Source organism: Raskinella chloraquaticus (SeqCode) (genome assembly GCF_021731865.1).
Taxonomy (GTDB): domain Bacteria; phylum Pseudomonadota; class Alphaproteobacteria; order Rhizobiales; family UBA4765; genus Raskinella; species Raskinella chloraquaticus.
The window spans coordinates 18938-38005 of the sequence record NZ_JAKFWN010000001.1 but is presented as its reverse complement, the minus strand read 5'-3'; the positions used below and the strand labels follow the sequence as shown (position 1 = coordinate 38005).

Below are 19068 nucleotides of genomic sequence, written 5' to 3'. Positions count from 1 at the left end.
ATGGAAAAACCGGGATTCTGGGAACAGCTCAAGGGCTGGCGAACCATGGGCGTTGCCATCATCGCCGGCGGCCTGTCGGCTGCCTTTGGCGCCCTGTCCTTCATGGATTGGGCGGAACCTGTCCGCGAGCTGTTCCCGTCCCTGCCGGGATGGGTGATCATCCTCCTTGCGGCGTTCATCGGCGGCGCGCTGCGTGTCATTACGACAACCCCGATGGGAGAAAAGCAGCCATGATCGCGGCGCTTTTCTCTTTCCTGCCGGGGCGTGCGTGGCTTTATGGCGCGCTTGCTGCCGCCCTGATTGCCGCGACCGGCTGGCACGTGCTGCACGAAGGCGCACAACGCCGGGCTGCTGTCGAACAGGCCGTGATGGCGCGCGATGGCATCTGGCAAGCGCAGATCGCCAAAGCCAATGCAGAAGCCGCCGCCCTGCTGGCAAGCACGCAAGCCCGCGTCGATGAACTTGCCGCCGCCCTCATCACATCCCGCACCCAGCTTGATGCCACCCTTGCCGCTATCGAGGCCGAAAATGCAAAACTTCCCGCTGATCCGTCATGCGGTCTTGATCGTGGCCGCGTGCGCCTTCTTGACCGGCTGTAGCCAGACTATGCCGGTCATTGAGACACGCTATGTGAAGCCGGCCATTCCGCCATCTCTCGCCATGCCGTGCAATCCGCCCGTCAGGCTTCCTGATCGTACCCTTTCGGCTGGCGATATCGTGCCGTTATGGGCGCGTGATCGAGCCTCCCTGAAAGCCTGCACCGCCCGCCATAACGCCCTTGTGGAGACAACGAAGTGAATAAATCTCAATTATTGGAGGGTAGCTATTTCATCATCGGGCGGCGTTTTGGCATCGGCGCGGTTGCCGGCGTTCTGGCGGCCCTCGCATCGATCTATCTTGGCATCCATATGGAACTGAATGGCCACAGATCCCGCCTTGACATGCTGGAGCGCGCCACCGCGACCGCGCCAGCCGATCACGATGCGCTGGTCAGGGTGCTGGTTATTCAAGAGCGGATGGCGGAGCAGCTGAAGCGCATCGAGGGGTATCTGATGGAGGGGCGCGAAAGATCTGGAGTGCGGTAGCGGTACATTCGCGACAACATCGCGCTCAACGTGTCGAGCGTCGCTCAACCCATGTTCATGGTGAGTTCAGTCGCTGAGCGATATCCACCACCCCATGCTGCCCGCTGTGAAACTGCCGATAACCGTTCTGATTCTCGCCTGTGTCGTGCAGCCATTGCTGGCGCAGCCGGCGCCGCGCGCTGGAACTGCACGCTGTCTCAGCATTCGCGAGGCGCGGGCCGAGGTGCAGAAGGGCCATGCTCTGACGCTCGCCCGCATAAAGCATGTCCTCGAGGAAAATCTTGGGGGTGACATGCTTCGAGCACACCTGTGTGAAAAGGGCGAACGGCTCGTTTACCACCTCACAATTCTCCATAAAGCGGGTAAGGTTCGCATGCTTGTCGTCGATGCCGCCACCGGTCAGATTGTGGCCGAAGACAACTGAGCTGACGATTGACAAAGACGTTGCTTCAGCGCAATCGACCTCATGACATGAGGTGTTGATCATGCGTCTGCTGGTCGTCGAGGATGATCCAAATCTGAACAAGCAGTTGGTGGTCGCATTGAGCGATGCCGGCTATGCTGTTGACAAAGCAATGGACGGTGAGGAAGGCCATTTTCTCGGCGATACCGAACCGTACGACGCTGTCGTTCTTGATATCGGCCTGCCCAAGCGTGATGGCTTGTCGGTGCTGGAACAATGGCGGCGCGATGGCAAGACCATGCCGGTGCTGCTGCTGACCGCGCGCGAGCGCTGGTCCGACAAAGTGCAGGGCTTTGACACGGGCGCTGATGATTACGTAACGAAACCCTTTCACATGGAAGAAGTGCTGGCTCGTGTGCGCGCTTTGCTGCGCCGCGCCACCGGTCATGCCTCAAGTGAGCTTGAATGCGGCCCGCTGCGCCTTGATACGCGCGCCGGACGCGTCTCGGTCGACGGCAATCCGATCAGACTGACGTCTCACGAATACCGCTTGCTGGCCTATCTGATGCACCACAGGGGCCGGATCGTCTCCCGCAGCGAGCTGGTTGAGCATATTTATGATCAGGATTTTGACCGCGATTCGAATACAATCGAGGTGTTTATCGGCCGCTTGCGCAAAAAGCTGGGTGTTGATCTGATCCAGACCATTCGCGGCCTGGGGTATAGTTTAAATCCGCCCGATGCGACGCCCGGGCGCCGCTGATCGACAATGCGGCAGGGCTCCCTCGCAGCACGTCTTTTTGTTGTTTCCGCGCTGTGGAATTTGGCCGTACTGGCCATCGCCGGGATTGTGCTGTCCTCGCTCTATCGTGACACGGTGGAGCGCGCTTTCGATGCACGTTTGCACATTTATCTGAAGTCGATAGTTGCTGGCGTTGCCGCTGCGAGTGACGATCATGATTTCAATCTTGGCAATCTTGGCGAACCGCGCTTTGATTTGCCGCTATCGGGTTGGTACTGGCAGATCAGGCCGGTCGGCACAGGGCAGGGGGAAACCGCCAATTCGCCATCCCTCTGGGACCAGACCTTACCCTCGCTGAAGGATCTTGGTATTGCCGAGACGCGTGGCTTCACCCGCGAAGCCTATGTGACGGGCCCGGGCGATCAGCGCCTTCGTATGATCGAGCGCCGAATCGACTTTGGTGTTGGCGTTGCCTACGTGATGTCGGTTGCCGCTGACGCCGATGAAATCGAAAAGGATATTTCAAGCTTCCAGAGAACGCTGATCACTGTGCTCGCCATACTCGGCTTTGGGGTCGTGGCGTCGACCAGCATCACTGTCCGTGTCGGCCTCAACCCGCTGCGCCGGATGTCGCAAGCGCTTGCCGCCATCCGTTCCGGGTCCGCGCAGCGCCTTGTCGGCACCTTCCCCAAGGAAATCACGCCGCTCGCTGATGAGCTTAACGCGCTCATCGATGCCAATCATCACATTGTCGAGCGGGCACGTACCCACGTGGGCAATCTGGCGCATGCCCTCAAAACGCCGCTGAGCGTGATTACCAATGAGGCGCGGGCGAACAATGATCAGAGTTGGCGCAAGGTCGGCGAGCAGGCGATCGTCATGAACGAGCAGATCCAGCATCACCTTCAGCGTGCGCGCGCTGCCGCACGGATTGCGACCGCCAACGACACCACCCTTGTTCTTCCTGTCATCGATGGAATCGAGCGGGCGATGTCGCGCATCTACCAGGCGCGGCAAATTCGCCTGACGGTCAATCTGCCGCACGATCTCAGCTTTCGTGGCGAAACCCAGGATCTTCAGGATATGCTGGGCAATCTGGTGGACAACGCGTGCAAATGGGCGGTGGCGCACGTCATGATCGAGGCTTGGCAGGAACCAAATAAGACGCTTCGTTTTGTCATTGATGATGATGGGCCGGGAATGGCGCCGGAAAAGCGCGCAGAGGCGATGAAGCGCGGCCAGCGTCTCGATGAATCACTCCCCGGCTCCGGCTTGGGACTTGCCATTGTCGGCGATCTGGCCGAGCTCTACGGAGGCAGATTTACCCTGTCGACCAGCCCTCAGGGAGGGCTGAGAAGCGAACTCTATTTGCCATCGGCTTGAAATTGCAAAGCGCATCTCAATTGAGGCGGATTTCATGAAAATTCTTTCAAAAATTGCCGTATTGGCATCATGTTTTATGATTGTTGCTGCCTGCTCCTCAACCCAGACGCCACGGACAAGTCCGTCCCGCATCTCCTCGCCAAGCATATCCGGGTTTGTTGCAGTCCTCGCCGGCCAGAACGTGGGGCTGGATGACATTGACCTGCGGCGGGCGGCCGAAGCGCAGGTCGTTTCGCTCGAATTCGGGCGAGCCGGGCAGCCAACGCCGTGGCGCAATCCCGACAGTGGAAATTATGGAGAAGTCATCCCCGGCCCGGGCGTAATTCCGCCCCCTCCCGGCACCTGTCGTAGTGTGCGCCACACGCTCTATGTGCGCGGGCGTGGACAAACGTTGACGATTGATGCCTGCCGTGACGGCGCCGGCACCTGGACAAAACGATGAAAAACGGTCGGCCCCTTAACAAGGGACAAAAAACCACCGGTTAACTATTAGCGCATAGTCTCGCAGGCCGGTGATATCATATTCGTCCAAAACAATGGCGCTAGACGAAGAAAAGTCGAAAAAGCTTCGAGCCCTGCTGGGAGCACTGCCACCCGGCATGCGGGCAACATTGTCGCGCATGGTCGGGGAGGCACGCAATTCCGGCATCAACGATCCCACGTTTGATCTGCTCGCAGAGTTTCTGGCTGACCCTGGAACAGGGTCCACCGCCGAAGAACCTCCGCCAACACCCGACAAGATATTCCAAACAGCGCTCGAGCCGTTCCTGATCCCGCAGGTGTTGCAGCGTAAAATTCCCGGCCGCATTTGTATCGCGAGCCTTGCGCCGATCTGGTCGTGGATTGAAAGTGATCTGGCCAAGGCAGCAATTGCTGCCTATTCGACAAACGAAACGAGCCCCCAGGCGGAGCGCGAAGAGGTGCTGCTCGCAGCAATCGCGCGGACGATGGGCGAGACCGTGACCGCCACCAAGACCAACCCCGATAACCGCCGCCGCATTGCCGGACAGGTTGGCGGAGAGCGCAATTTCGAGGAATTCGAGGATGTCGCGGTTGTTTTGAGGCGGTCCCGTGAGCTGGGAAGAATATCGTCCATTCTGACCGATGCCGACCCGGCAAACGAGGCGATACTCGCCGCAACACTGGCGCGCACGATCGTCGATCTGGCGCGGCTCGATCCGCGCCTTCCCTATCATGTAGCTGTCATGACCCAGCGCGTCCTTGGATCGACGGTTAAACTGGCCAAATTAGCTGTCATCGGCACCGGCAGCGAGGATCTGAAATTGATCGCCGCATCGCCCTTCGCCGCGCTGATCGAGATATCATTGGCAGAAACAGAGCGGTCTGCAGCTCTGGTTGGTGACGGCCTGAAGCAGTTGAAGTCCGACGGTACGCTGGCACCGGCATTACGCGATTTTGCCATGTCGTCGCGCAATCTGCGCGCTGTTCTAAACCTCGACCAGACAACGCATGACTGGGCCAAGCGGCTGACAGAAATGCGCACCCGTCTGTCGGAAGCTATTGCGCGGGAACTCAATGGATTACCCCGCCTGATCCGCGCTTGCGTCAAGACGCTGCGTGCCTTCGATCAGCGCCGTCTGGGCATGCCTGACCCGGTCGATATCGAACGCACCTGCCTGCTGATCGAGCTGCTGAATGCCGCCAAACTGTCGTCAACCGAGCTTGGCGTCAACGAAACGCTGCTGCGTGTTTTCAACGATACCGATACCTACCTCGATCACACCTCGCGTATCCTCGTCGAGGATGCCCGCAACGCCATCGGCGACCAGCGCAATACCGTACGTGCGTTTGGCGATGCGGCAATCCGCATGACAGAGATGCTTCACGGGCATACGCGCGCGACGGCCCTTCGACGCAGTTTTGGAACCGCAGCCGGACCCAATGAACCGGTTTTGCGTGTGGCAAAATAACCCATCATTCCATACCACCCGATTGCAGGTCAGCTTTGTGCTCGCCTCATCCGCCGCCTCAGGCTAAAGAACAGACGCCGGCGCCGGGCCGGTCGTGAGGGGATGATGATCTGGGCGGCGATTGCGGCCATGACGGGCGCCAGCATTTTTGCCATATTGCGGGCCTTGTCGCAGGTTGGCCATACGGGTCCTGACAATTCACCCGATATCGCGCTGTTTCGCGGGCAGCTTGCGATGATCGACGACGAAGCGCTGCGTGGAGACCTCACAGCCAACGAAGCCGAGGCCAGCCGCGCTGAAATCTCGCGGCGCCTGCTGGCTCTCACGCGCCGGCCGCAAAAGCACGCCGACGGGATGTCTCGCTTGTCGTCATTGATGCGTCGGCGAGTGGCGGCGTCGCTGGCGCTGATTGTACTGCCGGTTTTCTCACTGACTTTCTATGTCATCAGCGGTCAGCCCAGGCTTGCGGGAAAGCCGATGCAACTGACATCCGGCGCGGAGCTTGAAAACCAGAATGTCGAGCGTCTTGTCCAACGCGTCGAGCAACAGCTGGCGCAGCACCCTGAAAGCGTCGAAGGGTGGGACCTTTTGGCGCGGGTTCAGGCGCAACTGGGTAGACCTGATCTTGCAGCCGAAGCGCTTGGACAGGCGATTGTTCGCGGAGGAGCGACGATTGATCGCCTGATCGCGCTCAGCGAGGCGCAGATTGCCCTCTCGGGAGGGATCGTCACCGGCGACGCGCGCCAGACCTTGGAGCGCGCCGCGTCAGTGTCTCCCCACGATCCGCGCGTTGATTTTTTTCTGGCCCTTGGCCTGAGGCAGGATGGCCGGCATGACGACGCCATCGTAAAACTGGGCTCAGCGCTGGCCAAATCGCTGCCGGACGCGGCTTGGTTGCCGCTTGTGCGCGACCAGTTGGCCCGCCTGCTTCTGGATGATCTTGGCGCTGATGTGCCACAATCGCTCAACCCAGCCGATGTGATATCCGCCTTGCGCCTCAGCATCTCGGCAGCTGCCACAACACCTGGACACGATGTTGTTGCTTGGCGCCGCCGTCTTCTTGCCCATATGGTGCTCAACGGTATCGATGGCTTGGATTCATTGGTTGAAGAAGGGCGCGCAGCGCTTGCTGACAACCGGGCGGCACTCGCCGAATTCGACGCTTTCGTCGCGCAATTGGTGCATCGTTCATGAGAGTCTCCAAGTCGTGAGCCGTAAACAACGCCGCCTTTCCCTGATCGTTTTTGTCGGGATCGTTCTTGCGTCTGCCACTGGCCTGGTTCTGGTCGCGCTTCAGGATTCGATCGTGTTCTTCAATTCACCAAGCGACATTCTCGCCCGACCGCCGGCGCCGGACCAGCGCTTGCGTCTTGGCGGGCTCGTGGTCGAGGGAAGTATCGAACGCTTGCCGGGCGAAATCGTCCGGTTCACCGTGAGCGATGGTGCCAATACGCGGCAGGTGTCCTATGTAGGCGTTCTGCCCGACCTCTTCAGGGAAGGGCAGGGGGTGATTACCGAAGGTCGATTGCAGCCGGATGGGACGTTCAAAGCCGACACCGTGCTTGCCAAGCACGACGAAACGTATATGCCGCGCGAAGTCGCCGAGGCGCTGAAGCGGCAGGGGGTGTGGCAGGGTGACAAGTCAAAACCATTACCCGTTAGTCCAGGAAAACCCGGATCATGATCGCTGAGATCGGTCATTTCGCCCTGGTTCTGGCGCTTGCTGTGGGAATTCTTCAATCAGCGTTACCGCTCTGGGGCGTCCGCCGTACCGATCACACGCTCATGCGGCTGGCGCCGGCACTGGCGGGCGTGATGTTTGTCGTGATGGGCATTGCTTTTGCCTGCCTGCTGACGGTGCATGCCCTGTCCGATTTTTCCACCCAGAATGTCTTCCGCAATTCCCATTCGACGATGCCGCTGGTCTTTCGTTTGAGCGCCGCCTGGGGCAATCACGAAGGCTCGATGGTTCTGTGGACTTTCACGCTGGCGCTGTTTGCGGCGTTGTTGTCGGCATTCTCGAACCGACTGCCGGTTGATCTCAAGGCCGCAACGCTTGCCGTGCAGGGCTTGATCGCCACGACCTTCCTCCTGTTCATCTTGCTGACGTCAAACCCCTTCCTCAGGCTCGATCCGGCTCCCGCCGAAGGGCGCGAGCTCAATCCTGTCTTGCAGGACATTGGTCTCGCCCTTCATCCGCCTCTCCTTTACGTTGGCTATGTCGGCTTCTCGCTCGCCTACTCGTTTGCCGTTGCCGCCCTTGTCACCGGGCGGATCGATGCCGGCTGGGCACGGGCGGTAAGGCCCTGGGTACTGATTGCCTGGATTTTCCTCACCCTTGGCATCGCGCTTGGCTCCTATTGGGCTTATTATGAACTTGGCTGGGGCGGCTGGTGGTTTTGGGATCCGGTCGAGAATGCAAGCCTCATGCCCTGGCTTGCCGGCACCGCCCTTTTCCATTCGATTATCGTCATGGAAAAGCGCAACGCCATGCGTGTATGGACGCTGCTGCTGGCGATCCTCGCTTTTTCCCTGTCGCTCATGGGTACCTTCCTGGTGCGATCGGGAATTCTCACGTCCGTCCACGCTTTCGCCGTTGATCCGGCGCGCGGGATTGTCATCCTGGTCATTCTGTCACTGTTCATCGGCGGAGCGCTGGCGCTCTATGCCTGGCGCGCTGGCGAGCTGGGGCCGGGAGGTCTGTTCTCGCCCCTGTCACGTGAGGCTGCCCTTCTGCTCAACAATCTGCTGCTGGCCACTGCCACTGCCACCGTATTCGTCGGCACGCTCTACCCGCTGGCGCTCGAAGCCTTCAGCGATGACAAAATTTCGGTTGGGCCTCCCTATTTCAATCTGACCTTCGGGGCGCTGATGGTGCCGCTAGCGCTGTGCATGCCGTTTGGCCCCATGCTGGCTTGGAAGCGCGGCGATCTGCTGGCCGCGGCTGAACGGTTGCTGGCAGCAGCGGGGCTGGCGCTCGTCGCAGCCGCAATCGGCGCCTGGCTGACGCAGGGCGGCCCGTTATTGGCACTTGCCGGTTTCGCGTTGGGCACCTTCGTGATTGCCGGCGCGGTGAGTGACATCATTTTGCGGGCACGTCTGTTGACATCCTCGCCCCGCACCGCCCTCTCGCGCCTGGCTGGGCTGCCGCGTCAGGCTTTTGGTACCTTGCTCGGCCACGCCGGCATCGGCGTATTCCTCATCGGCGTTGTCAGCGCCAGCACCTTCGAGAGCGAAACCATCCGCACGCTGAGGGTGGGTGAAACGATGAGTGTTGGCGCCTATGAACTGCGCCTGGTTGCGAGCGGTCCGCGTTCGGGCGCCAATTATCAGGATGTGGTGGCAGGCTTTGATGTCCGGCGGGACGGCATAAGTCTCGGCCATGTTGAAAGTGCCAAGCGCGTCTATCTGGCCTCCCGCGTGCCGACGACTGAAACCGGCCAGCTGCGCATCGGCTTTGGTCAGCTCTATGTCGCACTGGGCGAAGTAGGGAAGGACGGCAAGGTTGGCGTGCGCGCCTATTGGAAGCCAAATATCCTGCTGATCTGGTTCGGTTTGGTGATGGCGGCAGCGGGTGGTGTATGTTCGCTGAGCGATCGCCGCTTGCGCATAGGCGCTCCGGCTGTTGCGCGCCGCGCTGTTGCCCCCACGGTGACGGCGCAATGAGGCGCGGGGCATCGCTTGTACGATGTATGCTGGTCAGCATTGTCGCGATCCTCGTCGGTCTGTGTTCCGCTCGGGCGGTTGAACCCGACGAAATCCTCGCCAATCCGCAACTGGAACAGAGGGCGCGCCATATCTCCCGCGAATTGCGCTGCATGGTCTGCCAGAACGAATCGATTGATGAATCGCATGCGCCGCTCGCCCGCGATCTGCGCCTGATTGTCCGCGAGCGCCTTGTGGCGGGCGATAGCGATGATGCCGTTTTTTCCTATCTCACGGCGCGCTATGGCGACTTCGTTTTGCTGCGACCGCGATTGACCGCGCGCACGCTCCTGTTGTGGCTGGCACCGGTCCTTGTTTTTTGTGGTGGAGCCTTCGTGGCTGTGCTCGCTGTCGCCCGCCGCAGGCAAGATGCTGCAACCATGCCCTCCCCCCTCAGCGAAGCGGAAGAAACGGCGCTGTCACGCCTTCTTGCAGCCTCTGACGAGCAGCCGGCCTTACCAAAACGTAATCCGCCCGCAACATCCACGTAATCCGGCAAGCGCCATGGTGGCGACGTTCAGGGCCTGTGATGGTCCCTGCAAACGTCGAGGATGCCATGTCGAACCAGAACTCATCTCTCCTGTCCCGTCATCGTCGCGCGCTGCTTGGCGCTGCTGCTGCGCTGGCGCTGGTCGGCGGCTTTGCCGCTGGCAGCGCTCTGCCGGTCCATGCGTTGAGCACGGCGCGCGCCGAAGCGCCCGTCTCCATTCGCCCGACCGGCTTTGCCGATGTGGTGGCCCGCGTCAAACCGGCGGTGGTCGCCGTCATCGTCCAACGTGACAATGTGCAGAATTCGTCCGCCGATGCGAACGACATTCCCGAACTCTCGCCCGATCATCCGCTTTACCGCTATTTCCGCCAGTTCCGCGACGAGCGCGGGCAGCAGGCTCCGCGCCCGAGCGCGGCTCAGGGGTCAGGCTTCTTCATTACAAACGATGGCTACCTCCTCACCAATAACCATGTGGTCGAGGGCGGGTCAGCCTACAAAATCATCACAGATGATGGTCAAAAATTGAATGGCAAACTGGTCGGCCGCGATCCGCGAACCGACTTAGCCCTCCTCAAGGTGGACGCCGACAAGCCGCTTCCGTTCGTGAATTTTGCCAGCGCGCAGCCCCGCATTGGTGACTGGGTGGTGGCGATCGGCAACCCCTTCGGCCTTGGCGGCACGGTAACGGCAGGCATATTGTCGGCACGCGGTCGCGATATCGGCGCTGGTCCTTATGACGATTTCCTGCAGATCGATGCGCCGGTCAATCGCGGCAATTCCGGCGGCCCCACCTTCAATCTCGATGGCGATGTCATCGGCATCAACACCGCCATCTACTCGCCAAGCGGTGGTTCGGTTGGCATTGGATTCGCGATCCCCGCGACGCTCGCCCAGACCGTCGTGGCGCAACTGCGCAAGGACGGGACCGTGGTGCGCGGCTGGCTTGGTGTCCAGATCCAGCCGGTGACAGATGAGATCGCCGCGTCGCTGGGGTTGAGTGCAACCACGGGCGCCCTGGTTGCCGATGTCCAGCCCTCCAGCCCTGCCGCGCGCGCCGGCGTGAAGCCTGGCGATGCCATCCTCGCCATCGACGGCGAAGCGGTGCACGACAGCCGCGATCTCCAGCGCCGGGTTGCTGCCCTGCTGCCTGGAACCAGCTACAAGCTCGACATTCAACGCCGTGGGCAGAAGTCAACGCTCACCGTTAATCTGGGCAAGCTGCCAGGTGATCAGGAGCGCGCTGATGCGCCCGATGAACGCTCTCCCGCCACGCTTGGCAGTCTCGGACTTACCCTGTCGCCCGCCACGGGTGAGGGCAAAGGCGTCACGATTGCAGCCGTTGACCCGCGTGGTGTGGCCGCTGCCAAGGGCATAAAGGCTGGCGACATCATCCTCGATATCGCAGGCGAGCCTGTGGCGAAGCCTGCCGATGTGCAGGCAAAACTCGCTGATGCGCGATCAAACGGGCAAAAATCTGTGCTGGCCCGCATCCAGTCCAAGGGACGGTCGATCTTTGTTCCGCTTCCCCTACAGCAGGGTTGAGCACTATCGGCTGGTCCAGAAGGCGGCGTTGGGCTTCAATTGCCTGGCGCCGCCTCTTCGCAATCAGGCGATAACCCTTCATAATGTCCGCATGAAAGTCTTGCTTGTTGAGGATGACCGCGAGGCGGCGCGCTATCTGGCGCGCGCCCTCGAAGAATCCGGCCATACCGTCGATGTCGTCCATGATGGCGAGGAAGGTCTGTTCAGGGCAGAGGAGAACAGTTACGACGCTCTCATCGTTGATCGTATGCTCCCAAAAAGAGATGGCCTGTCGCTGATCGCCGCCTTGCGCAGCGAAGGGCACGATACGCCAGCCCTCATCCTCTCCGCTCTCGGGCAGGTTGATGATCGGGTCGTTGGACTGCGCGCGGGAGGCGATGACTATCTCGCCAAGCCATACGCCTTCGTCGAGCTTCTTGCCCGCCTCGAAGCGCTGGCGCGACGCAAGGGAGGCGTACCCGAGCAGACCATTTTCAAGGTTGGCGGATTGATGCTGGACCGTCTCGCTCGCCGCGTCACCCGCGATGGCCAGGAGATCGATTTGCAGCCGCGCGAGTTCCGACTTCTTGAATATCTGCTGCGCCATGCCGGGCAGGTCGTCACCCGCACCATGTTGCTGGAAAACGTCTGGGACTATCATTTCGACCCGCAGACGAACGTCATCGACGTTCACATGTCGCGCTTGCGCGGCAAGATCGATCGCGGTTTTGCAAGCCCGCTCCTTCATACCGTCCGCGGTGCTGGATACATGGTCCGTGACGCGTCTCGTTAGGCTCATCCGCACAACAGCTTTCAGGCTGTCTCTGGCCTTTGTGGCGCTGGCAGCCCTGGTTGCGGCGACCCTCATTGCGGTTATTTCCTATCAGGCCCAGAACCTGTTGCGTGAGCAGAGCGAAACCGCCCTAAAGGAAGAAATTGACGCACTGGCAACGACCTACCGCACGACCGGTCTGCGCGGCCTTTATCTGGCGGTCACCCGGCGCGCCAACCGCCCCGGCGCCTATCTCTATCTGCTCACCAATCCCCAGGGCCAGCCGCTTGCCGGCAATCTGCTGTCGCTGCAGCCTGGTATACTGAGCGACCTTGGTCCCCGCCTCATTACCTATTCACACGATGATCCATCCGATACGCGCCAGCGCGAGGCGTCTGTGCGTATCGTCGAGATGCCCGGCGGGTTTCGTCTCGTTGTCGGCCGTGATCTTGCCGAGCAGGCGCGGCTGCGGGCGATCGTGGTCAACGCCGCGATTGCTGCTGGTATCGTTGTCCTGGCATTCGGCCTTGGCGGCGGCTCGCTGGTTGCGATGCGTATCGCCCGGCGCATCGATGACATGACGGCCTCAAGCCACGCCATCATGGCGGGCGATCTCAGCAAGCGTCTGCCGCTGTCCGGCTCTGGTGACGAATTTGATCGCCTGGGCGGCAGCGTCAATACGATGTTAGCGCGCATCGAGGAATTGATGCATGGGCTGAAGGAAGTATCAGATAACATCGCCCATGATCTCAAAACGCCGCTGAACCGTCTGCGCAGCCGCGTCGAGGGTGCGCTCCGCCAGACGCTGACGAGCGACCAGGCGCGCGAGGAATTGTCTGCGGTTCTGTCTGAAACGGATGGGTTGATCCGCACCTTCGATGCGCTGCTGCTGATCGCGCGCGCCGAGGGTGGCGAGGGGGCGGCGGGTCTGGCACGCATCGATCTGCGTGACGTCGTCAACGGGATTGGCGATCTCTACGATGTGGTTGCCGAAGAGGCGGGATTTCAACTGATGATCGAGGCGCCAGGCAGTGCGGTGATACGAGGCAATCGCGAGCTGCTGGCCCGCGCGCTCTCGAACCTGATCGACAACGCCATCAAGTTCAGCCGGCCGGCCGCGAGCCTGCCGCCGCCGACCATCACCATCTCGCTGGCGCTGGTCGATGGTCAGACCAGACTGAGCGTTTCTGATCGCGGTCCGGGCATCCTCGAGGCTGATCGCAGCCGTGTTCTCGAACGTTTCGTCCGGCTGGAAAAAAGCCGCTCGCAGCCCGGCGCGGGCCTGGGATTGTCACTGGTCCTGGCTATCATACGCCTGCATCATGGCACGCTCCTTCTGGAAGATAACCAGCCGGGATTGCGTGTGGTCATCACCATGCCACTGGCGGCGCCGGCATGAGTGTTCTGGCCAAAGCCATTGCTCTGGACGCAGCGCCGGTGGCGAACGCCACAGCCCGCAAGCGTTTCCACGCCTGGATAAAAACGCTCAACAAGGACGAGCAGGCGAAACTTGGCGGGCTTCTGGCGGACAACGAACAACTGGCAGCGTTCATTGCCGGTGTCTTTGCCGGTTCCCCCTTTCTGTTTGATCTTGTTTCACGCGATGTGCCCCGCTTTCTGCGCCTCCTTGGCGATACCCCCGCGCACAGTTTCGACCGGTTGATCACTGCGTTGTCGGCGCTTGGCAAAACAGCGCCCGACGATGCGGCCCTCATGCACGATCTTCGCTTGATGCGGCAGGAACAGGCCCTGCTGATTGCACTCGCCGATCTCGGCGGCGTGTGGAACGTGACGACCGTTATTGCCCGCCTCAGCGACTTTGCCGAGCACGCTGTGAACGCTGTTCTTGATATCCTGCTGCGCCGTGCGGCAGACAGGGGTGACATCCAGCTTCCTTCGCACGCGCGGCCGCAGAAAGACTGCGGATATTTCCTGCTGGCGATGGGGAAGCTGGGCGCGGGCGAACTCAATTATTCTTCCGATATCGATCTCATCGCCTTTTATGAGCAGGACAAGGTCGCGTTGCGCCGGCCCGATGAGCATCAGGCTTTTTTTGTCCGGCTGACCCAACAGCTTTCCCGTATCCTGTCACATCGTGATCACGACGGATTTGTCTTTCGCGTCGATCTCAGATTGCGTCCCGATCCAGGTACATATCCTCTGGCGATCTCGACAGGGCTGGCACGCAACTATTACGAGTCGATCGGTCAGAACTGGGAGCGGGCCGCCTATATCAAGGCCAGGCCGATTGCTGGCGATCGCGAGGCAGCCGATCTGTTCCTCAGCGATGTTGCTCCTTTTATCTGGCGCAAATATCTCGACTACGCGGCGATTGCCGAAATCCATGCGATGAAGCGCATGATCGAAGAAGCCAAGGATCTGACCGGGACTGATATTGCAGGCCGCGATCTCAAGCTCGGTGCTGGTGGTATCCGGGAGATTGAATTTTTTGTCCAGACACAACAGCTGATCGGCGGCGGACGCGACCAGACATTGCGCCAGACACCGACGCTGGACGTTATGGCGGCTCTTGAAAAGCGCCAGTGGATCAGCGCCAGCACACGCCGCGATCTCACCGCTGCCTATGGCGAGTTGCGGCGCCTCGAGCATCGCCTGCAGATGGTTGACGACGCGCAGACGCACCGCTTGCCTGACGAGCCAGCCGCACTTGATGCGTTCGCGCGGTTTGCCGGGTTCAAGGCCGCAAAGACCCTTGAACGGGTGGTCCGCGATACGGTGGCCTGCGTGAGGGGTCATTACAGTGTGCTCTTCGAGGATAAGCCGAAGACCGCCTCGGCGCTGCAGCATGTTGATTTCTCATCCGGTGTTGGAAATGTCGACGTACGCCGAGCGCTCGGCGAGATCGGCTTTGAGGATCCCGACCGCATCGCTGACATCATCCAGGGCTGGCAGCGCGGGCGATATCCGGCTACCCGCTCGACGCCGGCGCGTGCGCGGCTGGCTGAAATCACCCCGCGCCTCCTCGAAGCAATTAGCGCGGGGGGCGAGCCGGAGGCGACATTGGTGGCCTTTGATCGCTTTTTATCGCAGCTGCCTTATGGCGTGCAGTTCTTTTCGCTGTTGCGCTCCAATCCCGGTCTGCTCGATCTGATCACCCGCATTTTGTCAACCGCGCCCCGCCTGTCGCAGGATCTGGCCCGACGTCCGCGATTGATCGACGGCCTGATCGATAGCCTGCAGGGTGAGAGTGGCGATCCGCTCGCCGAACTCGCAAGCCAGGTCCAGCGCGGGCTTGGCCACGATGTCGACTATGGCGAGGCGCTTGATCAGGCGCGGCGTACGACCCAGGAAATGATATTTCTGGTCGGCACTTATATCGTCGCGCGTCGTCTCTCCCCGCTTGCTGCAGGAAAGGCCTATAGCCGTATTGCCGACGTCATCATCAAAGCGCTGCATAACCGTGTCCTCGCGGAGCATGTCGAGCGCTACGGCGTGACGCCTGTGCCGGCGCACGCCATCATTGCACTGGGGCGGCTGGGATCGCGGGAAATGACTGCGACCTCGGATGTCGATCTCCTGCTCGTCTACGAAGATGATCACGATGCTCCATCCAATGGCCGCAAGAGCCTCTATGCCGCCGAGTATTATACCCGTCTGACGCAGCGCCTGGTGGCGGCCCTTTCAGCCCCGACGGCTGAAGGTATTGCCTATGCAGTTGATTTTCGCCTGCGCCCGTCGGGCAATAAGGGGCCGCTTGCCAGCAGCCTGCGTGCCTTTCGTGAATATCACGCGGGCGAAGCGTGGACGTGGGAACGCATGGCGCTGACCAGGGCCCGCATTGTGTCGACGAACGATCCCGCCTTCGGCGACCGGCTCGGCTCAATACTGAACCGTATCCTCGTCCAGCCTCAGAGCCCCGAGCCGATGGCCCGCGATGTTGTCGATATGCGCCTCCTGCTGCTGAAGGAAAAGCCGCCGCGCGACCTGTGGGATATCCGCCAACGCCTGGGCGGTCTGACGGATATTGATTTCTTCAGCCAGTATCTGGTTTTACGGCATGCTGCGGACCATCGCGATCTGGCTGGCAATTTTGGCGACACTCTTTTCGGCCAAGCCGCGAGCGCCGCGTTGATCGCTCCCGATGATGCAGAAAAACTGTCGTCAGCATGGCGCTTCTTCACTCATCTCCTGCAATTGTCGCGCCTGTGCCTTGAGCCTGGTGTCAGCCTGGCTGATGCCTCACCCGCGCTGAGTGCTCTGCTGGTCGAAACAAGCGGGCTGAGCGATATGCCGGCTGTGGCACTCGCTCTCGAAACTCATGCACAGGCGGTTCGCGGTGTCCTCGCCGGTCAGTGGGGATCGCGCGGCTACGGCCAGCCTGGACACACTTAGGGTCAGGACCCATTAATTTAGGCAAAACGGCATGGCGCGAATGGATAAAATGGCAGGAGAAGCCCGAAAAGCATACCCTTTGGTATGGTTGAGGGCGTCGACGAACCAGTTTGCCATTCGTGCCTTGTCCTTCGGATGGGGTGAAATGACGCGATCTTTATCTTTATGTCGCAAGCCTTTGAAAGTCAGACGACTTCCTGCAGGCTTGCTCCTCAACCTCGCGCCATGTCCCTCCCACCGTTTCGCCCAAATTAACGGGGCCTGACCCTAACAGTCGGTTTTGTCTGTCTTTTGCAGCGGCAGGCTGACCGTGACGGTGGTCCCTTCGCCGGGCATGGACGAAATGGTCAGGTCTCCGCCTTGCATGGTCGCCAGAGATCGCGAGATTGCCAGGCCAAGTCCGGATCCCTTGTGGAATTTGGTGTATTGATTTTCCACCTGGACGAAGGGTTGCCCCAGCTTGTCGATTTTGTCTTTGGGAATGCCGATGCCATCATCGCGAATAGAAATAAGCAGACGCCCATTGCTTGTTTTTGCGAGTATTTCGACATTACCGCGTGGCGGCGTAAATTTAACGGCGTTGGACAACAGGTTGAGCAGGATCTGTTTCAGCGCGCGCTGGTCGGCGATAATGCGATAATGCGTCGGCGCCGGCACGTGGAGTGCAATTGAATCCTCTTGTGCCTTGACCCCGATGACGCGGGCGACATCGGCGAGCAGTTCGTCGATGTCGACCTCTTCCCAATTGATCGTGCGACGCCCCGATTCGAGCTTTGCCATGTCGAGGATATCGTTGATGACATCCATCAGGTACTGGCCGGAGTTATGAATGTCGCGCGTGTAGTCGATATAACGCTGCGAGCCCAGCGGTCCGAACATGGCGTGGCGCATGATTTCCGAGAAGCCGATGATGGCGTTAAGCGGGGTGCGCAACTCATGACTGATATTGGCAAGAAAATCGGATTTTGCCAGGTTCGCAGCCTCGGCCTTGCGCTTGGCATCATCAGCGCGGCGCTTTTCGTTGGCGTATTTTTCCGCCACTTCGCTCAGGCTGCGCGATTGCATTTCCAGCGCCTGCCGTGAAACTGTCAGATCAACGACCATTTTTCGCAGACGTCGGTCGCTCTGTGTCAGTGTTTCCTCGTTGCGCTTGAGGGCGGTGATGTCGGTCGCGACCGAAACAAATCCGCCATCACGCGTCCGCCGCTCGCTGACGTTGAGCCAGCGGCCATCCTCAAGCAAAGCCTCGAAATTACTGGCGTTGAGCGCGTTCTCGTCACCGAGGGCGTGACGCGAAAGCGTCGGTACAGGCCGATCTGCGCTCGTCTCGCCGCTCTCCGGCGCGGCGCCCGGCAGATCGGCGGTAACGCCCGCTTCCGCCCTCACGCGTCGATCCTGTCGGGTGGTTCGAACAAAGACCGGGCGTCGCCCCGCCGCGATGACGTCGTCATAGAGACTGCCCTGCGCAACCTGGGCATCGGTCAGATCGTGCTGTTGTTGAAATTTGGAATTGCACAGGATCAGGCGATTATCGGCATCCCACAGAACGAACGCCTCGCCGATGCTGTCGAGTGCTGCCCGCAGCCGCATGTCAGCCTGATTGCGCTGGTCTGCGAGTGTGCGCTGCTCGGTGACATCAAGCGCGACGCCGATGAGATGGAGATCGTCATCGCTTTGCGCGGCCGCCACCTCGGCACGGGCTCGAACCCACACCCATCCACCTTCAGCGTGCGCGAGGCGTATTTCGCGGTCAATGGGGCGGCGTGTCGCCGCGCTGGTGGCCATATCGTTGATGATCGAGTGATCATCTTCATGCAGCCATTCGGCCAGGTCGCCATAAGACAGCGCTGCCTCGCTCGGTGTTCGCCCGAGAATGTCATACATCGATGTCGACCAGTAGATCCGGCCATTGCGCAGGTCGCAATCCCACAGCCCGCAACGTCCGCGATCCAGCGCCAGATCGAGGCGGGCCCGCGTCCTGTCGCTGACAATATTGGCTTCGCGCGCGCGCAATGCCTGCCAGTGGAATGCAAACCCCAGCATGAGGACAACGAAGCTGGTGACAATAAACAATGAGACCTGGGTGACCGCTCGCTGACGCCATTGCGCCAGCGCATGGGCCATCGCCTGTATCTCGACAATGGTTCCAGTGCGCTTGGGCAATCGCTGGATGGCCGTCAGCATTAATTGGCCATTAGGCCGGGAAAACTCAGTGACACCGCCGACATCCCCCGACCGCAGGAGCGAATCCAGACCGGGAGCTTGCGATAACAAAAGAGTACCCGGGGGATAGTCCTGCGGCGCGGTGGAGTAGGCGATCCGTCCATCCGGATCGATCAGAAGGTGGGCGCGTCCCTGGCCAATCCGCCGCTCATCGGCGCTCGTGCCGAGCGCATTGATCGCCTGGTCGAAAGCCCGGCCGGCTTCTTCCTTGTCGGTTGCGTCACGCAATCCATTTGCCAGCGTCTGAGCCATCAGACGCATGTCGAGCCGCGCATCATTGAGGGCGTCATCGCGCTCCTGGAACAGCGCGACAAAAGTTGAAACGCCGAAGGACGCGATAAACAGGATCACAAGGGCAGGCACGCTGCTTCGAAGAAGCCAGTTTGAGCCGGTCAGCCGTGCTGCATTCGCCGCAAGCCAACGCCTCACAGACAACAGAACGCGCGCCTCCGCGCCACGG

Annotated in this window: 18 protein-coding genes and 1 pseudogene; 17 read left to right on the top strand and 2 right to left on the bottom strand. The window is 60.6% G+C overall.

Annotated elements, in window-relative coordinates; translation table 11 throughout:
• Genes ACINK1_RS00190 through ACINK1_RS00175 form a run of 4 tightly spaced genes read left to right on the top strand, consistent with a single transcriptional unit; the run spans position 1 to position 1085 of the window.
• On the top strand, positions 1-234 hold the full coding sequence (locus ACINK1_RS00190; protein ID WP_376799981.1) for a hypothetical protein: 234 nt from the start codon (positions 1-3) through the stop codon (positions 232-234).
• The gene (locus tag ACINK1_RS00185) at positions 231-599 is read left to right on the top strand and encodes a hypothetical protein (RefSeq protein ID WP_395759925.1); all 369 of its coding nucleotides are present in this window, start codon (positions 231-233) and stop codon (positions 597-599) included. The genes ACINK1_RS00190 and ACINK1_RS00185 overlap by 4 nt, the downstream gene beginning before the upstream one ends.
• A gap of 7 nt (positions 600-606) precedes the next feature.
• Positions 607-798 carry a hypothetical protein gene (locus tag ACINK1_RS00180; RefSeq protein WP_376800569.1) on the top strand — a complete coding sequence of 64 codons (192 nt, stop codon included), beginning with the start codon at positions 607-609 and terminating at the stop codon, positions 796-798.
• The gene (locus ACINK1_RS00175; protein ID WP_376803150.1) at positions 795-1085 is read left to right on the top strand and encodes a hypothetical protein; all 291 of its coding nucleotides are present in this window, start codon (positions 795-797) and stop codon (positions 1083-1085) included. Before ACINK1_RS00180 ends, ACINK1_RS00175 begins: the two co-directional genes overlap by 4 nt.
• A gap of 55 nt (positions 1086-1140) precedes the next feature.
• Here ACINK1_RS00175 and ACINK1_RS00170 read toward each other — a convergent pair whose 3' ends face one another.
• The gene (locus ACINK1_RS00170) at positions 1141-1572 is read right to left on the bottom strand and encodes a hypothetical protein (RefSeq protein ID WP_376800567.1); all 432 of its coding nucleotides are present in this window, start codon (positions 1570-1572) and stop codon (positions 1141-1143) included.
• On the opposite strand from ACINK1_RS00170, the gene ACINK1_RS00165 reads away from it, so the two are divergent.
• From ACINK1_RS00165 to ACINK1_RS00105, 13 genes and pseudogenes are all read left to right on the top strand, one after another.
• Positions 1571-2251, top strand: a complete 681-nt coding sequence (locus ACINK1_RS00165) for a response regulator transcription factor (protein ID WP_376800566.1) — start codon at positions 1571-1573, stop codon at positions 2249-2251. The two genes, ACINK1_RS00170 and ACINK1_RS00165, sit on opposite strands and share 2 nt — an antisense overlap.
• An 827-nt stretch (positions 2252-3078) precedes the next feature.
• Positions 3079-3285 (top strand): annotated as a pseudogene (locus tag ACINK1_RS00160) (hypothetical protein); the annotation flags it as partial.
• Positions 3221-3613 carry an ATP-binding protein gene (locus ACINK1_RS00155; protein ID WP_376800570.1) on the top strand — a complete coding sequence of 131 codons (393 nt, stop codon included), beginning with the start codon at positions 3221-3223 and terminating at the stop codon, positions 3611-3613. The pseudogene ACINK1_RS00160 and the gene ACINK1_RS00155, both read left to right, overlap by 65 nt.
• A gap of 76 nt (positions 3614-3689) precedes the next feature.
• Positions 3690-4055 carry a hypothetical protein gene (locus ACINK1_RS00150; RefSeq protein WP_376800565.1) on the top strand — a complete coding sequence of 122 codons (366 nt, stop codon included), beginning with the start codon at positions 3690-3692 and terminating at the stop codon, positions 4053-4055.
• A 94-nt stretch (positions 4056-4149) separates the two neighbouring features.
• Entirely contained in the window at positions 4150-5544 is a 1395-nt protein-coding gene (locus ACINK1_RS00145; protein ID WP_376800564.1) for a hypothetical protein, read from the top strand.
• A gap of 102 nt (positions 5545-5646) precedes the next feature.
• Complete coding sequence (ccmI, locus tag ACINK1_RS00140) at positions 5647-6738, top strand: c-type cytochrome biogenesis protein CcmI (protein ID WP_376800563.1); 1092 nt, start codon at positions 5647-5649, stop codon at positions 6736-6738.
• 13 nt (positions 6739-6751) lie between these two features.
• Positions 6752-7228 (top strand): cytochrome c maturation protein CcmE, encoded by a 477-nt coding sequence (gene ccmE, locus ACINK1_RS00135; RefSeq protein WP_376800562.1) that lies wholly within the window; start codon positions 6752-6754, stop codon positions 7226-7228.
• A complete protein-coding gene (locus tag ACINK1_RS00130; RefSeq protein WP_376800561.1) occupies positions 7225-9210 on the top strand; it encodes a heme lyase CcmF/NrfE family subunit in 1986 nt (661 codons plus the stop codon). Before ccmE ends, ACINK1_RS00130 begins: the two co-directional genes overlap by 4 nt.
• Positions 9207-9740 (top strand): cytochrome c-type biogenesis protein, encoded by a 534-nt coding sequence (locus tag ACINK1_RS00125; RefSeq protein WP_376800560.1) that lies wholly within the window; start codon positions 9207-9209, stop codon positions 9738-9740. The genes ACINK1_RS00130 and ACINK1_RS00125 overlap by 4 nt, the downstream gene beginning before the upstream one ends.
• 38 nt (positions 9741-9778) lie before the next feature.
• Positions 9779-11281: a Do family serine endopeptidase gene (locus ACINK1_RS00120; RefSeq protein ID WP_376800559.1), complete on the top strand. Its 1503-nt coding sequence runs from the start codon at positions 9779-9781 to the stop codon at positions 11279-11281.
• Positions 11282-11372: 91 nt separating this feature from the next.
• On the top strand, positions 11373-12053 hold the full coding sequence (locus tag ACINK1_RS00115; RefSeq protein ID WP_376800558.1) for a response regulator transcription factor: 681 nt from the start codon (positions 11373-11375) through the stop codon (positions 12051-12053).
• Complete coding sequence (locus tag ACINK1_RS00110; RefSeq protein WP_376800557.1) at positions 12037-13431, top strand: ATP-binding protein; 1395 nt, start codon at positions 12037-12039, stop codon at positions 13429-13431. The genes ACINK1_RS00115 and ACINK1_RS00110 overlap by 17 nt, the downstream gene beginning before the upstream one ends.
• Positions 13428-16385: a bifunctional [glutamine synthetase] adenylyltransferase/[glutamine synthetase]-adenylyl-L-tyrosine phosphorylase gene (locus tag ACINK1_RS00105; protein WP_376800556.1), complete on the top strand. Its 2958-nt coding sequence runs from the start codon at positions 13428-13430 to the stop codon at positions 16383-16385. The genes ACINK1_RS00110 and ACINK1_RS00105 overlap by 4 nt, the downstream gene beginning before the upstream one ends.
• A 267-nt stretch (positions 16386-16652) precedes the next feature.
• On the opposite strand, the gene ACINK1_RS00100 is transcribed toward ACINK1_RS00105, so the two are convergent.
• On the bottom strand, positions 16653-18959 hold the full coding sequence (locus tag ACINK1_RS00100; RefSeq protein ID WP_376803590.1) for a PAS domain-containing sensor histidine kinase: 2307 nt from the start codon (positions 18957-18959) through the stop codon (positions 16653-16655).
• Between the last annotated feature and the right edge of the window lie 109 nt (positions 18960-19068).

Excerpts from the sequence above, each read along its gene's own strand:
- ACINK1_RS00190 (WP_376799981.1), top strand. The coding sequence starts at position 1 with ATGGAAAAACCGGGATTCTGGGAACAGCTCAAGGGCTGGCGAACCATG.
- ACINK1_RS00185 (WP_395759925.1), top strand. The coding sequence starts at position 231 with ATGATCGCGGCGCTTTTCTCTTTCCTGCCGGGGCGTGCGTGGCTTTAT.
- ACINK1_RS00180 (WP_376800569.1), top strand. The coding sequence starts at position 607 with ATGCCGGTCATTGAGACACGCTATGTGAAGCCGGCCATTCCGCCATCT.
- ACINK1_RS00165 (WP_376800566.1), top strand. The coding sequence starts at position 1,571 with ATGCGTCTGCTGGTCGTCGAGGATGATCCAAATCTGAACAAGCAGTTG.
- ACINK1_RS00170 (WP_376800567.1), bottom strand. The coding sequence starts at position 1,572 with ATGATCAACACCTCATGTCATGAGGTCGATTGCGCTGAAGCAACGTCT.
- ACINK1_RS00155 (WP_376800570.1), top strand. The coding sequence starts at position 3,221 with ATGTCGCGCATCTACCAGGCGCGGCAAATTCGCCTGACGGTCAATCTG.
- ACINK1_RS00150 (WP_376800565.1), top strand. The coding sequence starts at position 3,690 with ATGATTGTTGCTGCCTGCTCCTCAACCCAGACGCCACGGACAAGTCCG.
- ACINK1_RS00145 (WP_376800564.1), top strand. The coding sequence starts at position 4,150 with ATGGCGCTAGACGAAGAAAAGTCGAAAAAGCTTCGAGCCCTGCTGGGA.
- ccmI (WP_376800563.1), top strand. The coding sequence starts at position 5,647 with ATGATGATCTGGGCGGCGATTGCGGCCATGACGGGCGCCAGCATTTTT.
- ACINK1_RS00130 (WP_376800561.1), top strand. The coding sequence starts at position 7,225 with ATGATCGCTGAGATCGGTCATTTCGCCCTGGTTCTGGCGCTTGCTGTG.
- ACINK1_RS00125 (WP_376800560.1), top strand. The coding sequence starts at position 9,207 with ATGAGGCGCGGGGCATCGCTTGTACGATGTATGCTGGTCAGCATTGTC.
- ACINK1_RS00120 (WP_376800559.1), top strand. The coding sequence starts at position 9,779 with ATGGTCCCTGCAAACGTCGAGGATGCCATGTCGAACCAGAACTCATCT.
- ACINK1_RS00115 (WP_376800558.1), top strand. The coding sequence starts at position 11,373 with ATGAAAGTCTTGCTTGTTGAGGATGACCGCGAGGCGGCGCGCTATCTG.
- ACINK1_RS00105 (WP_376800556.1), top strand. The coding sequence starts at position 13,428 with ATGAGTGTTCTGGCCAAAGCCATTGCTCTGGACGCAGCGCCGGTGGCG.